The sequence below is a fragment of the Heyndrickxia coagulans 36D1 genome, assembly GCF_000169195.2.
GTDB lineage: Bacteria > Bacillota > Bacilli > Bacillales > Bacillaceae_C > Weizmannia > Weizmannia faecalis.
Window position 1 is genome coordinate 2,759,638 of sequence record NC_016023.1, and the last position, 15,543, is coordinate 2,775,180.

The window sequence follows — 15,543 nt, forward strand, 5'->3', positions numbered from 1 at the left end:
TGCAAAAATAGGGGAATAACGCTACATAACTTTTAAAATATGATATACTAATTGATGAATAATGGATTAAAAGTATGTCATTTATTATTCGAAGGAGTTGTCTGCACTGTGGAAACAAAAATTGCGATTAATGGTTTCGGCCGCATCGGCAGAATGGTTTTCAGAAAAGCCATGATGGATAACGCTTTAAATATTGTGGCGGTGAATGCCTGCTATCCGGCGGAAACACTGGCACATTTGATTAAATATGACTCCATCCACGGCGTATTTCCCGGAGAAGTGGAAGTGGAAGAAGAGGAAGCACTCATTGTGAACGGCAAACGCATCCGGCTTTTGGCGGAACGCAATCCGGCCCAACTGCCGTGGGGAAAAATGGATATTGATGTGGTAATTGAAGCAACCGGAAAATTCAATGCAAGGGAAAAAGCCGCGCTCCATCTTCAGGCAGGCGCGAAAAAAGTACTGTTGACAGCGCCCGGGAAGAATGAAGATGCCACCATTGTTTTAGGGGTAAATGAAAACGTTTTAGATATCGAGCGGCATCATATTATCTCGAACGCTTCCTGCACCACAAACTGCCTGGCACCGGTCGCGAAAGTACTTGATGAACAATTCGGGATTGTAAACGGCCTGATGACAACAGTCCATTCTTATACGAATGACCAGAACAATATCGACAATCCGCATAAAGATTTAAGGCGTGCCCGGGCCTGTGGCAAATCGATCATTCCGACGACAACCGGGGCGGCAAAAGCGTTAGGCCTTGTCCTCCCGCAACTGAAAGGGAAACTGCACGGCATGGCGCTGCGTGTTCCGACCCCGGATGTATCGCTAGTGGACCTTGTCGTCGATTTGAAAAAAGAAGTGACGGCAGAAGAAGTGAATGATGCATTTAAGGCGGCGGCGAAAGGCTCGCTGCAAGGCATTTTGGACTATACAGAAGTGCCGCTCGTTTCTTCGGATTATACGACAAATCCGTACTCGGCCATTGTCGACGGCTTATCCACGATGGTCATGGATGGAAGCAAAGTCAAGGTGTTGGCCTGGTACGATAATGAATGGGGCTATTCTTGCCGCGTCGTACAACTGGCACAGCTCGTCGCGGAAAAAATGGAAGAAACCGGGAAAATCAATATTGCCTAAGCCGAACGGAGCAGCACCAGCCTGCTCCGTTTTCGTTACCAGTTTTCAGAGCCGCGCCGGAGGATGACTTGCTGAATAAAAACATAAGTTTCAGGCCCATTGGCAGATGGAAAAACAGCGGTTTTCCGGAAATAGGCGCCCATTTGCATTGTATCCGGCATGGGCAAAAGGATAAAAATGAGCCGGCGCAATTTTTTCAGGATAGAGAGATCTGGTCCGTTCTGCATAACAGATGGCGGCGGGACGCTTCCAAGATAGGAAGGAAAACCGCCCGTATTGATTGGAAAAGGAAATCTGATGCATGTGTAGCCGTTGTAATTGACGTGGCAGCCGGGTCTATTTTATGATAAGTTTATCCTATTTACCGTCCATTTTGCGACGAGTTTCACGGCAGCAAATGGATGTAAGCCAGCAGAAACGGCATCGGAAATTGGTCCGCATCCGCATTGCTTTATAGTTAATAGGAAGAATATTTTTAAAATAAAGCTGCACAGTGCTATGGAGGGATGGCAGGTTTGCAAAAAAAGAGGATTGCGATCGGCGGCATTATGCACGAAACCAACACCTTTTCTACGGTCAAAACAACGGTCGATCTATTCAAATGCTATGAATGGCAAGTCGGGGAGGAGATTGTCGACCATCATGCGGAGGTAAACGACTATCTTGGCGGCATGATTACAAAAGGGCATGAACTGGGCGTGGAACTTGTGCCTGCATTTTGGGCTAATACGAATCCAACCGGGCTGATTACGCGCGACGCATACCGGGAATTGATTGAAACGCTTTTGAACCATATCAGCAAGACGGGAAAACTTGACGGCATTTGCCTCGCCCTGCACGGCGGCGGTTTGGCAGAAGGGATCGATGATTTGGAAGGAACCATTCTTTCCGAAATCCGGAAAATGGTCGGATACGGCATTCCGATCGTCGCCACCCTTGATTTGCATGCCAATCTTACAGAAACGATGGTGAAGGAAGCAGATGCATTGTTCGGGGTAAACTTTTACCCACATACAGACTGTTTTGCACGGGGACAGGAAGCATTGGAAAACTTGTTGAAGATCATAAATGGCGAGCTGAAGCCTGTCATGTACGTGGAAAAGCTTCCCATGATGATTGCTTCGTCCACCACAGATCTGCCGCCGGCAAAAGAGATTAACGAACTTTGCTGGAAATGGGAAGAACATCCATCCGTCATCGATTGTACATTTTTTCATGGATTTTGCCAGACGGATATTCCCGACATGCGCGTTTCAGTTTTAACGATGACAAATGATGATGAAGAGCTGGCCCGGGAGGCTTCCAAAGACGTGTCGAGGAAAATTTGGGAACTGCGCGATCTATTTTATATCGGTTACCCCAACCCGGGAGAAGGGCTCGAACAGGCATTGGCTGTGCCGGGCGGACCGGTTGTAATAAATGAAATGTCCGACAATCCCGGTGCAGGGGCTCCCGGAGACGGTACTCACCTGTTGAAAGTGCTGGTCGAGAGGAATATTGAAAACTCCTGCTTCGGGTTTATTTATGACCCGCAAACAGCAGATTTGGCGCATCAGGCCGGTTGCGGCAACTGGATTACCACCCTTCTTGGCGGAAAAACCGATTCCCTTCATGGGGAACCGCTGCGAGTAAAAGCCTACGTCAAAACCTTAACAGACGGCCGGTTTGTGCATACAACGCAAATGTACCGCGGGAAAAAAGCGGATCTCGGAAAGTCGGCACGGCTTCAGGTCGGCAATGTGGACATCATTGTATGTTCCAAGCGGGCGCAAACGTTTGATGAGCAAATATTTAAACTGCACGGCATAGACGTCACCCAGTATAAGATTGTCGCCTTGAAGTCTGAAAACCATTTCCGCTCTTCTTTCACGCCGCTTGCCAAAAAGATTATACCTGTTGATTCACCGGGATTAAGCAGCTACAATCTGCTGAACTTCCAATACCGGCGGGTGAAAAGGCCGGTACTGCCACTTGACCCTGTATGAAAAAATAGAAACGGGGGGGGAGCCCCCGTTTCCATTCAATAGTAAAAAAACGTGCCAAAAGGGGTTTCATCATTGTAAAAAGGTTAAAAGCATTAAAATTTATTTTTGAAATCAGGTGGTTGTATGGGAGAAAACTATGAACAACAGATTTTGGATTGGTTTGAAGATTTTCATGCAAATCCGGAAGTAAGTTTCCGGGAATTCAGGACAACGAAAAGGATTGCGGAAATATTGGAACAGCTCGGAGTAACATACCGGCGTTTTCCTGATATCACCGGGTTGATTGCCGATATTGGTGAAGGCGAGGAAACGGCCGCCGTCCGTGCCGACCTGGATGCATTGTGGCAGGAGGTGGATGGCGTCTTCCAGGCGAACCACTCCTGCGGGCACGATGCGCATATTTCGATGGTGCTTGGGGCGTTGTTGTATATAAAAAACCAGCCGCTGCCACCCAATAAAAGAATCCGTTTTATTTTTCAGCCGGCCGAGGAAAAAGGAAACGGCTCCCTTGCAATGATTGAGCGCGGCGCGTTGGAAAAGGTCACACATCTCTTTGGTATCCATCTCCGACCGGTGGAGGAATTGCCATTTGGAAAGTTTTCCCCTTCCATTCATCACGGCGCTGGTATTTTTCTGGAGGGGAAAATTTTCGGAACGGATGCGCATGGCGCCAGACCGCATGAAGGAAAGAGCGCCATTGATGTCATTGCCACCCTGTACCAATTTATAAAAACGCTTTCTTTCCCGCCTTTCGAATCGTATTCAGTCAAATTGACAAAAATTGCGGCGGGCAGCGAGAATCTAAACATTATTCCGGGAACGGCCGAGTTTGGCCTCGATATCCGAGCCAGGAAAAATCTCATTCTTAACCGGATTAAAGAAAGAATGGAAGAAGGCCTTTCCGGATTAAAAACCCTTTTTGGTGTCGAAATACAATGGGAGTGGACAGACTACACACCGGGAGCTGAAGTCTCGAAAGAAGCAGAGGACATTGCCGAACAAGCGATTCGCCGGATAGCCGGCCCGAATGCGATTGCCGCTCCTGTTGTTACAACCGGTTGCGACGATTTTCACTTCTATACCATTAAAAAGCCGGAAGTAAAAGCGTCTATGATCGGCATTGGAGCTGATCTCAAACCGGGCTTGCATCACCCGCACATGCATTTTAACCGGTCGGTTCTGGATACCGGCGCAAGAATTTTGGCCGATGTCCTTCTTCGTTGCTCTTTTGGCTAAGGTAAATAACTGCCGTCATGTGACAAAAAGCGGCAGGAACAGCTTCCTTCCCCTATTTACTTTTTCGAAAAGTCTAAAATTGATTGACAGCTGTTCAGTCCATTGACTATAATAAAAGTATTATATAGCGTCTATTTAACGACAATTTAAAGAAAGTGGGGTTCTCCTGTTGATGAGAAAAAAACCGATTTATTTTCTGCTCTTCATGCTTGTCATCGCCATGGCACTTTCCGGATGTTCCGGCAAATCAACGACAAAGTCTTCAAATGCGCCCGCTTCAAATAAAACATCTGAATCAGGCGGTACATTGAAAATTGCGGCACAAGCCCAGCCGGATACACTCGACCCGACAGTTACAACAGCTGAGGCAACCGCCCAGCCCGCAAGACTTGTATTTGAATCACTGGTGACGTTGGATAAAAACTATAAAGTGGCCCCGCAGCTTGCTGAATCCTATAAAACAAGCAGCGATGGAAAAACGGTCACTTTTAAACTGCGAAAAGGCGTAAAATTCCACAATGGCAAAGAAATGAAAGCGGATGATGTGATCGCCTCGATGCAAAAGTGGGAGAAAAATGCCTCGCTGACGAAATCGATCATGGACGGGGCGAAGTGGGAGAAAAAAGATGACTACACGGTAGAACTGGTTCTAAAGAAACCTTCATCTGTTGCAATGACGATTCTGGCAGACCAAACCCAGCTGGCCGCAGTAATGCCAAAAGAAATCGCCGAATCGGCGGGTCCTACTGGGGCAAAAGAATATGTTGGGACGGGCCCATTCAAATTTTCAGGATGGAAAAAGGACCAGTACCTCCATTTTACAAAGTTTAAAATTTATCAGCCCGTTAATAAACCGGCGAGCGGCGTTGCCGGGAAAAAAGCGGCTAAGGTAAAGGATATCTACTGGTATTTTGCGCCTGATGCATCCACCAGGAGTGCCGGCCTGATCAGTGGGCAATATGATATTGCCCTCAGTGTTCCATATGATGCGGTGAAACAAATTGAAAGTACGCCGGGGAAGAAGATCCAGCCCTATACTTACGGGATGGAAATCCTCGTCTTCAACAAAAAACAAGGCCTTTTCAAAAATGTAAAAGCCCGCCAGGCAGTAAACGATGCCTTGGACAAAAAAGTCGTTCTGCAATCCGCATTTACGGATAAACGATTCTATAAATTGGAACCTGGCTTATTCCGGCCGGAACAGAAAGTATTGTATTCTGATGCCGGGAAGGAAGTTTATAATTCGAAAAATTTGGACAGGTCTAAGCAATTATTGCAAGCATCCGGCTATAAAGGCGAAACAATCAAGGTTCTGACCAGTCGGGATTATCCGCATCACTATAACGCAGCCATTGCCACCCAGCAACAATTGGAGAAAATCGGAATGAAAGTCAAACTTGATGTATATGACTGGGCCACTCTGCTTGAACATCGGGAAAATCCGGGCGACTATGACATTTTCTTCACCGGCTGGGATACGGGAATCGTGCCGCATCAATACGGTTTCCTGGATTCCAAGGCAAACTGGCCGGGCTGGACAAACGATCCGAAAATCGATCAATTGCTGGATCAGATCAGTTCTGCCAAAACGCAGGATGAGACAAAAGCACTCATTCGTGAGCTGCAACAGGAATTCTGGCAATACCTGCCGGTGATCAATCTTGGAACTTACAAAAATGTCAATGCCTGTTCCGATAAAGTCAAAGGATTTAAATGGTTTATTGGTCCGGTTCTCTGGAATGTCAGCATAGAATCATAAAATTCGGCAAGGCAGGCGTTTGCATCTTTGCACTGAAAAATCACATTTCAAGCGGCTCTGGTTTTAAATGCTGGCTGGGGAACCCCTTGGCTTTTTACGAAACCTCGTAAAAAGGCATACCATTTAATCGCGTATTGCAAAACGATCACGGATACAGCCTAACCCTTATCACCTGGGGGTTAAGCTGTATCATAAAGTGGCCGCAAGCGGAAATGCCCGCTTTGCCCATCTTTATAAAAGAATTTAGCAGCAAAAAAGAATATCAGAATGATCAACCCTACGACAGATTTGCAAAGGGGATTTGCCAATTGAAGAGATATATTTTAACCCGGCTATTGTCTCTTATACCGGTATTACTGATTGTAGCAATCGTTGTTTTCTTTCTGATTCACTTAACGCCGGGAGACCCGGCCTCCGTTATCCTCGGATCTCAGGCATCACCGGCCGAGGTGGAACAATTGCGGGACAAACTTGGCCTGAATCTACCGCTTTACCAACAATTTTTCGATTGGTTTATCGGGCTTTTTCGGGGAGATCTTGGCTGGTCAATCTCCCAAAACAAACCGGTACTGGATGCTTTTCTGGAACATTTGGGGCCGACGCTCTCGCTCTCCATTCTTGCCCAGGCCATTTCTATCATTTTGGCCATACCAATTGGCATCATTGCCGCTAGGAAGCGGGGGTCTAAAACTGACCAGTTCTTCATGGTGCTAGTTATGCTCGGAATGGCAGTACCGAGCTTTTTATTAGGGCTGTTGCTCATGCAGCTGTTCGGTGTAAAGCTGAAATGGTTTCCTGTGGCCGGATATGAACCATTAAGCGCAGGGGTATGGAATCATTTGCGGTATATGATCATGCCCGCTTTGGCCCTTGGCATCATCCAAACCGCCGTCATTGCCAGAATGACCCGGTCATCCATGCTGGACGTGCTGAGTGCCAATTACATTAAAACAGCAAAAGCAAAAGGGCTTAAACAGCGGATCGTGATTTATAAACACGCCCTCAGAAATGCTTCCATTGCCATTATTACCGTTGTCGGGGAGTCTTTCGGTTCGCTGATCGCCGGTGCGGTAGTGACAGAAACCGTATTTAATCTGCCCGGGATTGGCCAGCTGATCATGAACTCCATTTTGCGCAGAGATTATGCAGTCATTCAAGGGGTTATTTTACTGGCATCCGTCTCCTATCTGCTCGTCAATTTAATCGTTGATTTATTGTACGGCGTCATCGATCCGAGAGTCCGTTTAAACCGGAAAACATAATTGATTACGGCAAAACCGTGGCTTAGCCAAAGTAATTTTTGGAAAAACCGGGCTCCGAAACCGATTTTAAAAAACAAGATATGTTTTCAGCCCATTTTGTTTTGCCGAACAGCAGAGGAGGGGAAGAAATTGGAAGTAGAGACAACATTGGAAATGGAGAACATGCTCTCCACAAAGAACCGGCTGAAAAAAGAACGATTCAACCTGTTTGTAAAACGGTTTTTTGCGAACCGGCAGGCCGTTTTAGGCAGCATGATGGTCATTTTATTGGTTTTATTTGCTTTGATCGCCCCTTTTATCACAAAATATACGCCGCTTCAAATTGACCCTGCCCATCGTCTCCAGGCGCCCGGTTCCATCCATTGGTTCGGCACGGATAACTACGGGCGCGATCTGTTCAGCCGTGTTGCTTACGGTGGACGGGTTTCACTGGCTGTGGGGCTATCCGCTACCGTGCTTACCGCCCTGATCGGAATGGTCACTGGTTTATATGCTGCCTATTACCGATTGCTGGATCATGTTTTAATGCGGATTTGTGATGGGCTGATGGCTTTTCCTGATATCCTTTTGGCGATTGCCATTACCGCTGTTCTCGGGCCCCGTCCGGTCAATGTTGTAGTTGCCATTACTGTCGTTAAAATTCCGTCAGTGGCGCGGGTTGTCCGGTCTGTGGCATTGGTGGTGAAGGAAAAAACCTATATTGAGGCGCTCAAGGCCCAGGGAGCCGGTTCGTTTCGGATTATTTGGCGCCATATTGCACCCAACACGATATCACCGTTTATCGTTCAGGCAACCTATGTTTTCGCATTGTCGATCATTCTGGAAGCAGGCCTCAGTTTTCTTGGCGCGGGCGTGCCGGCTCCCAATCCGAGCTGGGGAAATATTTTGTACGATGGAAAGATTGTTATTTTTAGTGCCTGGTGGATGACGGTTTTTCCTGGAATGTTTATTATCTTGTCCGTTTTGGGCCTCAATTTATTTGGTGATGGGCTCCGTGATTTGCTGGATCCCCATACAAACAAGGCGAACAAGTAAAGCGGCTTCACACGGCAATAATGCGAAAAAGAAAGGGGGAAGCATACATGCAGGAATGCCTGCTGGAAGTAAAAGATTTAAAAACATCCTTTTATACGGAAAAAGGTTTGGTGACAGCAGTGGACGGGGTCAGTTTCACGGTCCATTCCGGGGAAACGCTCGGCGTAGTGGGCGAATCCGGCTGCGGGAAAAGCGTAACAGCTGAGTCCATTATGCGCCTTTTGGATGAAAGTGCGACCCGGTATGAAGGGGAAATCAATTACAAAGGAAAAAACTTGCTAAAGCTTCCGGAAAAAGAAATGGAAGCGATTCGCGGCAACGAAATTGCAATGATTTTTCAGGATGCGATGACCTCGTTGAACCCTGTTTACACGATTGGGAATCAGATCGCCGAATCGATCATGGCCCATTCTGATTTAAACAAGAAGGAAGCTTACGAAAAGGCGGTGGAGATGCTCCGGCTTACCGGCATTCCTTCACCTGAAAAAAGGATACATGAGTATCCCCATGAAATATCCGGGGGCATGCGGCAACGGGCGATGATTGCCATGGCGTTGTCATGCCGCCCGCAATTGCTGATCGCAGATGAACCGACTACAGCACTGGACGTTACGATCCAGGCTCAAATCTTGGAAGTGATGGAAGAATTAAAGAAAGAACTGAATATGGGAATTATTTTGATTACCCATGATCTTGGCGTCGTAGCGGAAGTCTGTACCCATGTGGTCGTCATGTATCTGGGGCAGGTCATTGAAGAAGCGGATGTGGAGACGATTTTTTCCAAACCGCTCCACCCCTATACAAACGGCCTGTTAAAGTGCATTCCGCAATTGGATGGAGACCGTACAAAGCCGCTTTTTACCATTGAAGGGGTAGTTCCTTCGCTGGACGATATCCCTCCCGGCTGCCGGTTTGCCGGGCGCTGCCCTTTTGCGGACAGCAAATGCCGGAAGGAGCTCCCGCCATTGGAAGAAGCAGCGTACAGGCATAAAATCAGATGCTGGCATTACGAGGAAATTCAAAAACAGGGGGCATTTGAAGATGTTGCAATCCCATCTTGAACGTGAAACCAAAGAGCAGACAAACATCCCCCTCCTCGAAATTAGAAACTTAAAAAAATACTTTCCGATTACCACCACACTCGGGAAAACGAAGGGCTTTGTCAAGTCTGTGGACGGGGTTGATTTTGATCTGTATGAAAACCAAACATTGGGGCTGGTGGGTGAATCCGGATGCGGAAAAAGCACAACAGGGCGGACGATTTTACGGTTAATCGAACCGACAGATGGCGAGGCCATTTATCAGGGAAAGAATATTTTTCAATTAAAGGGAAAAGCGCTTAAGCAAATACGGAAGGAATTTCAGATTGTTTTTCAGGATCCGCACTCTTCGCTGGATCCGAAAATGAGGATAGGCGATGCCGTGATGGAACCGATGAAAATCCATCATATCGGAACAAAAAAAGACCGGATGGACCGGGCAATGGAACTGTTACTAAAGGTCGGCATCCGGGAAGACCAATTTTACCGTTATCCGCATGAATTTTCCGGAGGGCAACGGCAGCGGATCGGGCTGGCAAGGGCGCTTGCCGTGAATCCCAAGCTGGTTGTCTGCGATGAACCGGTTTCGGCTCTCGATGTATCGATTCAGTCGCAGGTGATCAATCTCCTGGAAGAAATCCAGGAGCAGTTTCAATTAACCTATTTGTTTATTTCCCATGACTTAAGCGTTGTCCGGCACATGGCTGATCAAATTTGTGTCATGTATTTGGGTCAGATTGTCGAGCGTGCGCCGACAGATGAATTGTTCACACACCCGCTGCATCCGTATACACAGGCCCTGTTGTCGGCAATCCCGCTTCCCAACCCGAAGCTGAAAAAGGAGAGAATCATTATAAAAGGTGAGGTGCCCTCTCCGATCGATCCGCCATCCGGCTGCGTTTTTCACACCAGGTGCCCGTATGCAACGGCCCTGTGCAAAACCGAGCGCCCACAGGCAAGGGAACTGGCGCCGGGCCATATCGTATCATGCCATCTGGCTGAAAGCTGATGCCACTTTTGCAGAACGGTTTTCATCAGTGACAGACTCTCGAAGCTGCTTATTTATAAATGGGCATATTCATTTGGTAAATGGCCCGGGGGCGGCCTTGCTGGTAAGTCATCTCATTGCCGACTCTTTCTGCATAGCCATGGTCGCTCAATTTTTTTAAAATGCGTTCTGCAGACCGCCGTGTTACCTGTAAATATTCGGACAGGTCTGCGGCGGTAAAATGCGGGGACTGCCTTGACCTGCTAAATTCAACCAGCTTTGACAGGTTGGCCGGACTTAATCTTGTCTCTCTCGCAATCTCAAATAATTCAGGATCATCGTTTTTCAAGCGTTGCTGCTTGGCTTCGTTGGGGAAAGGCCCCAGCAGTTCTTTGTCTCCTGTCAGGACATAGCAGCAATGGGCGGCTCCGTCCTTTTCAGCGAAGTGGAGGGCCACTTTGGCATTCCGTTCTGCTTCCGTCGTTGTGGCACCAAAGCCAAAACCGACTGTAACAGGTTTCTTATCGCTTATAGACCCGTGGGAAAAATTTTGCTCGATCATGGCTTCGATATCGCCACGGGTGCTGTAAAAAACAAACAATGTGTCGTCCAGCTTTTGAAAAGAAGCATGGATTTTTTGGGCAAAACGGGCCATACTTGCCTGCGGGATGGTCGCAGAAATGTACCCGACTGCTACCTGGGAAGCTTTGCTTTTATACAATTCAGCTTGATTTTTGGCATGCTGCAACCCCCGGATAAGGGATACTTTTGGATCATTGATCCGTATGGAGGGGATCTTAAGCGTTTGTAATTTGTCATAGACAGCATGGATGCTTGTTAATGCAAGATCCACTTTTTCCTGCCTCCAAAGGGCCATATGGAATTGTACAATTTGGTCCAGGTCAAAATTCTTTTCAACGAATTGGCGGTAGTCCAAAACATGGGAAGGGACAGCAACATGAATCTCGTTTAAAACATTGGTGACAACGGATGAATCAATGATATCAATGGAGATCCGTTCCGGGTTAATGTGCTGGTTATACAGGATGGAAAGCAATGATGAAGCAATCGCCATCTCATCTGTAGCCAGGTAGACTGTGGGAATCGGCAGGTTTTCCCGGTCTTTTTCCGAAAAATAGTAAGGCAGGGCACCTGAAAATAAAATCACATCGCACGGTTTCATTTTCCTGACAAGCCCGGATGCATCCTGCGGTTTCTGATAAATGTAAGGATCAATTTCAATATCGGCAACCCAGGGAGAAACCGTTTCAATTCTGTTGATAAATTCATGAGACCCGATTACGGCAATTTTTGTAGCCATCATGCACCTCTTCTTCTAAAACGTCTATTTAACGACAATATATCAAATCATCAAAAGTTTTGTAAATAGAAAGGAAGTTTTACAATGCAAATTACCGCCATTCATTTATACGCCGTCCAGTTTCCCTTGAAAGAACCGTTTGTGATCAGTTATCATGCTTATCATACCATGCCCGCAGTGATTCTGAAAATGGAGACAGATGAAGGGATCACGGGCTACGGGGAAGGGGTCCCGGATGAACATGTGACCGGCGAAACATGGGAAAGTGTCTTTTACACGCTTAAAAATACCCTTGGCCCCGCTTTAATCGGCCAAAATCCGTTGGAAATTGAAAAAATCCATGACCGGATGAACCAGACCATTTATGCGGCCCCTACATCGAAAGCAGCCGTTGACATGGCTTGTTTTGACCTCTCAGGGAAAAAATGGGGCATGCCTGTTTATCAATTGATCGGCGGGCGCTATCATGAAAAATTCCCGCTTGCCTACACGCTCAGCATTGACTCGCCTGAAGCCATGGCGGAGCAGGCATTGAAAATGAAGAATCAGGGCTACTGTTTTCTAAAAATCAAAGTAGGGACCAGTATTGAAGAAGATGTGGCACGGATAAAAGCCGTCCGCTCGCGGGTTGGTAATGACATTGCCATCCGTGTCGATGTAAATCAGGGATGGAAAACGAGCACTGCTGCACTTAAAGCGCTAAAGCAACTGGAAGAATTGCAGATTGATTGGGTGGAACAGCCGGTAGCAGCAGATGATATCGACGGATTGGCCGAAGTAAGGGCGAAAATTGCGATTCCGGTCATGATTGACGAAGGTTTAAAAGGGACGCGGGAGATGTGGGAAACCATTCAAAAACGGGCGGCAGATAAAGTCAATATTAAGCTCATGAAATGCGGCGGGATTTACCCGGCGGTCAAGTTGGCCCACCAAGCCGAGCTCGCGGGAATCGAGTGCCAGATCGGGTCCATGGTGGAATCATCGGTCGGATCGGCAGCCGGTTTCCATGTGGCTTTTTCGAAAAAAGTGATCACCAGTGTGGAATTGACAGGCCCGCTTAAGTTTTCGAAGGATATTGGCCATTTGACTTATGATATCCCGTTTATAAGCCTGCCGGAAAAACCGGGGCTCGGAGTTGAAGTAAATGAAGAAATACTGGAGGAATTGACGGAATTTCAGGAAACCATTCGATGAGCATGATGGCTGTCCCGCGGGCGCCATGCCATTTGAAAAGTCCTACGGTGTGATGTCAAGGGTTAAAAACAAGTGAATTGGAAATTTTGTTGGCTCTATGTCGTAAAAATGGCAATACTGAACTAAGCCTCCAGATAATTGGAATAATCTGGAAGTTTTCAAGTTCAGGCTATCGATGATGGTTACCTGGTTACCTCATCGCGTTACCTTCTTTTTCGGCGCATAAATTTGATCGTTGCGGAGCAGCGCATCGATCAGGCGCACCAGTTTTCTTGCCGTTAAGACGAAGGCGCGTTTGTGTGAGTGCTTATGCACCTCACGATATTTCTTTTGGTAAAAGGCGCGGTACTCAGGTTCGTGTCGCCGGACCAGATTGGCAGCCTCAACCAGGTAATACCGGAGATAACGATTGCCTGTACGCGCAAGCATTTTGTCATCAGCCTCAAAATCACCCGATTGGTGGCGGGGCCAGAACAATCCAGCAAATTTTGCGATCGCGGCTTGGTCGTCAAAGCGCTCAATGTCGCCGATTTCAGCGAGAATCCCAGCACAGCTCACCGGGCCTATTCCCGGAATGGTCTGGAGGGTATTCGGGATTCCATCAAGAACGCGGGCAATCGCCTTATCCAAATCCTTGATTTGGCGTTTAAGATGCCGGATGATCTCAATAGAACTGCCCAGGACCAAGTCAATCGAATCCTCCACACATTTAGAAAGCCGGTAAGAGGACCGGGCAGCTTTTTGGATGGATGCGGCCAAATCCTCGGGATCGCTAAAGCGGCCATGGCCTTTGGTCTGGAGATACATCGCTAAGTCCTCCAGAGGCATTTGGGCCATTTCATCGAGGCTATAGGCCTCAAGCAAAAATTCCGTTATGGCATGGCCGAAGACCGGTGTATCCACTTCAAGGTTAAAGGCACTGAATTTGAAAAACAGATGATTCAAAAATACCTGTTGTTCCCGGGTTAAACTTTGAATCAGGTGATAGCGCATCCGTGTTAACCGTTGAAGGGCAAGGTATTGTTCTGACTGAATCACGGATTTCGGCAATCTCCCGAAACGCAAGCGGTCCGCAATTACCCAGGCATCTTTGGGATCGGTCTTGTCCATCTCGGCATAAGCCTTTTTGAAATTTCTCACCAGCTTCGGATTCAGGGTAAACACCTTTGTACGACGCTGTTTCAGCTCGGGATCTTCATGGAAAAACATTGCCGGGTGCCAACTATACACAGATGTGGCCTCCATGGCGATCTGGATGGTGTCATCCGCCTCCGCATGTTGGAGGATGGCGTCTCTTAACTCAGAGGCACCGGGAAGATTGTTTGTCACCGTTTGGGTGGCTAACGTTTCCCCCATTCCATCCATCAGGCAGGCATCGAGGTTTTTGGAGCTCACGTCAATACCGACAAATAAGGGCATATGATTTCCTCCTCTCTGTATTGGGATCGATGGAATCGGACGCTTCGGGATATCCCCAGATGGCTTGCCGATCTGTCAGCCTCGCGTATGAGAACTCATCCGGGCCGTGGGCTGCCTGGAACTGCTCATTTCCAGCACGGAGATCCGGAGGAACGGCCTACGGGTTAGACGTTCAAGCAAGAACCTGGGGATGCAGACTTTTCGAGTAGTCAGGCTACAAGGAGGGGAAGCATTGACCCAAACGATCCTAAGACCATTATCCGGGAACATCGCGAAGCGTCCAAGTCCGAACTTGTATTCCGGGCTCGCCCGGAATACAAAATCTTATATTCACTTGTCAATGAGCAGCAGAATGAACTGGAAATTGACATCCACTTTGGATTTAAACTTATTATACGAGGAGGGTTATAATATACATGCACATTTTTGAAGGCACGCTCAGGAAACAAGGGGAGGATACAGGTCGCCCATTTTATATCCGGCGCTTAACGATAGAAGATTTGTGTTCGGTTTTAACGGTGCAAAAACAAGTGTTTATACAGCTTGAAAATAAAAAAATATTACAGACGCTCTCTGAAGAAGAATTTGCGTATATTTTATCAGGGCACGGATTGATGCTCGGGGCTTATGAGGGGAATGACCTGATCGCCTTCCGTGCGCTGCTTGTTCCGCCTCTTGATGAGGAGCACCTCGGGATTGATATCGGTTTATCTGGCAGTGAACTGGCAAAAGTCATCTATCAGGAAATTTCCGTCGTGCTGCCGGCGTATCGCGGCAATCGCCTGCAAAAAATACTCGCCGGTGTGATTATGGCAGAGCTGGAGAAGGAGGGCCATTCCTTCCGCTATATTTGTTGTACCGTTGCGCCTTTTAACGTGCCCAGTTTGAAAGATAAATTTGCACAGGGCATGCAAATTGCAGCCCTGACCGAAAAATATGGCGGCCTTACGCGCTATGTATTCGTGAAAGATCTGTACGAACCGGTTCCGCCGGCCTGCCGGGAGGTCACCCCAATCCCGATGAATGACTTCAGCGCGCAAAAAGAAAAACTTGCCGAGGGCTTTCGGGGGATTAAAATGGAAGAAAAAGAAAACGAGCTGTGGATCCATTACGGCCGGAGGTAAAAAATGGAGGTTCATAAAACGGCAGAGATCCTTTATT

At 47.5% G+C, this 15,543-nt stretch carries 12 protein-coding genes; 10 read left to right on the forward strand and 2 right to left on the reverse strand.

The window, feature by feature from the left end; translation table 11 throughout:
- Positions 1-108 precede the first annotated feature (108 nt).
- From BCOA_RS30295 to BCOA_RS30335, 8 genes are all read left to right on the forward strand, one after another.
- Positions 109-1,143, forward strand: coding sequence for a glyceraldehyde-3-phosphate dehydrogenase (locus BCOA_RS30295; protein ID WP_014097758.1), 1,035 nt, complete (start codon positions 109-111; stop codon positions 1,141-1,143).
- Positions 1,144-1,649: 506 nt separating this feature from the next.
- Positions 1,650-3,128 (forward strand): M81 family metallopeptidase, encoded by a 1,479-nt coding sequence (locus BCOA_RS30305; RefSeq protein ID WP_041818127.1) that lies wholly within the window; start codon positions 1,650-1,652, stop codon positions 3,126-3,128.
- 123 nt (positions 3,129-3,251) lie between these two features.
- Positions 3,252-4,364: an amidohydrolase gene (locus BCOA_RS30310; RefSeq protein WP_014097760.1), complete on the forward strand. Its 1,113-nt coding sequence runs from the start codon at positions 3,252-3,254 to the stop codon at positions 4,362-4,364.
- A 172-nt stretch (positions 4,365-4,536) separates the two neighbouring features.
- The gene (locus tag BCOA_RS30315; protein WP_014097761.1) at positions 4,537-6,123 is read left to right on the forward strand and encodes an ABC transporter substrate-binding protein; all 1,587 of its coding nucleotides are present in this window, start codon (positions 4,537-4,539) and stop codon (positions 6,121-6,123) included.
- A 308-nt stretch (positions 6,124-6,431) separates the two neighbouring features.
- Entirely contained in the window at positions 6,432-7,385 is a 954-nt protein-coding gene (locus BCOA_RS30320) for an ABC transporter permease (protein WP_041818339.1), read from the forward strand.
- Between the two features lie 153 nt (positions 7,386-7,538).
- Positions 7,539-8,420: an ABC transporter permease gene (locus BCOA_RS30325; protein WP_041818340.1), complete on the forward strand. Its 882-nt coding sequence runs from the start codon at positions 7,539-7,541 to the stop codon at positions 8,418-8,420.
- 47 nt (positions 8,421-8,467) lie between these two features.
- The gene (locus tag BCOA_RS30330; RefSeq protein WP_014097764.1) at positions 8,468-9,481 is read left to right on the forward strand and encodes an ABC transporter ATP-binding protein; all 1,014 of its coding nucleotides are present in this window, start codon (positions 8,468-8,470) and stop codon (positions 9,479-9,481) included.
- Entirely contained in the window at positions 9,462-10,469 is a 1,008-nt protein-coding gene (locus BCOA_RS30335; RefSeq protein ID WP_014097765.1) for an ABC transporter ATP-binding protein, read from the forward strand. Before BCOA_RS30330 ends, BCOA_RS30335 begins: the two co-directional genes overlap by 20 nt.
- A 49-nt stretch (positions 10,470-10,518) precedes the next feature.
- On the opposite strand, the gene BCOA_RS30340 is transcribed toward BCOA_RS30335, so the two are convergent.
- Positions 10,519-11,769: a MarR family transcriptional regulator gene (locus tag BCOA_RS30340; protein WP_014097766.1), complete on the reverse strand. Its 1,251-nt coding sequence runs from the start codon at positions 11,767-11,769 to the stop codon at positions 10,519-10,521.
- Positions 11,770-11,853: 84 nt separating this feature from the next.
- Between BCOA_RS30340 and BCOA_RS30345 the strand changes: the two genes are divergently transcribed.
- Positions 11,854-12,963, forward strand: coding sequence for a mandelate racemase/muconate lactonizing enzyme family protein (locus BCOA_RS30345; protein ID WP_014097767.1), 1,110 nt, complete (start codon positions 11,854-11,856; stop codon positions 12,961-12,963).
- 195 nt (positions 12,964-13,158) lie between these two features.
- Here the strand turns inward: BCOA_RS30345 and BCOA_RS30350 are convergent, their stop codons facing one another.
- Positions 13,159-14,382, reverse strand: coding sequence for an IS110 family transposase (locus BCOA_RS30350; RefSeq protein WP_014097768.1), 1,224 nt, complete (start codon positions 14,380-14,382; stop codon positions 13,159-13,161).
- Between the two features lie 416 nt (positions 14,383-14,798).
- Here BCOA_RS30350 and BCOA_RS30355 point away from each other — a divergent pair, with 416 nt between their 5' ends.
- The gene (locus tag BCOA_RS30355) at positions 14,799-15,506 is read left to right on the forward strand and encodes a hypothetical protein (protein ID WP_014097769.1); all 708 of its coding nucleotides are present in this window, start codon (positions 14,799-14,801) and stop codon (positions 15,504-15,506) included.
- Positions 15,507-15,543 lie beyond the last annotated feature (37 nt).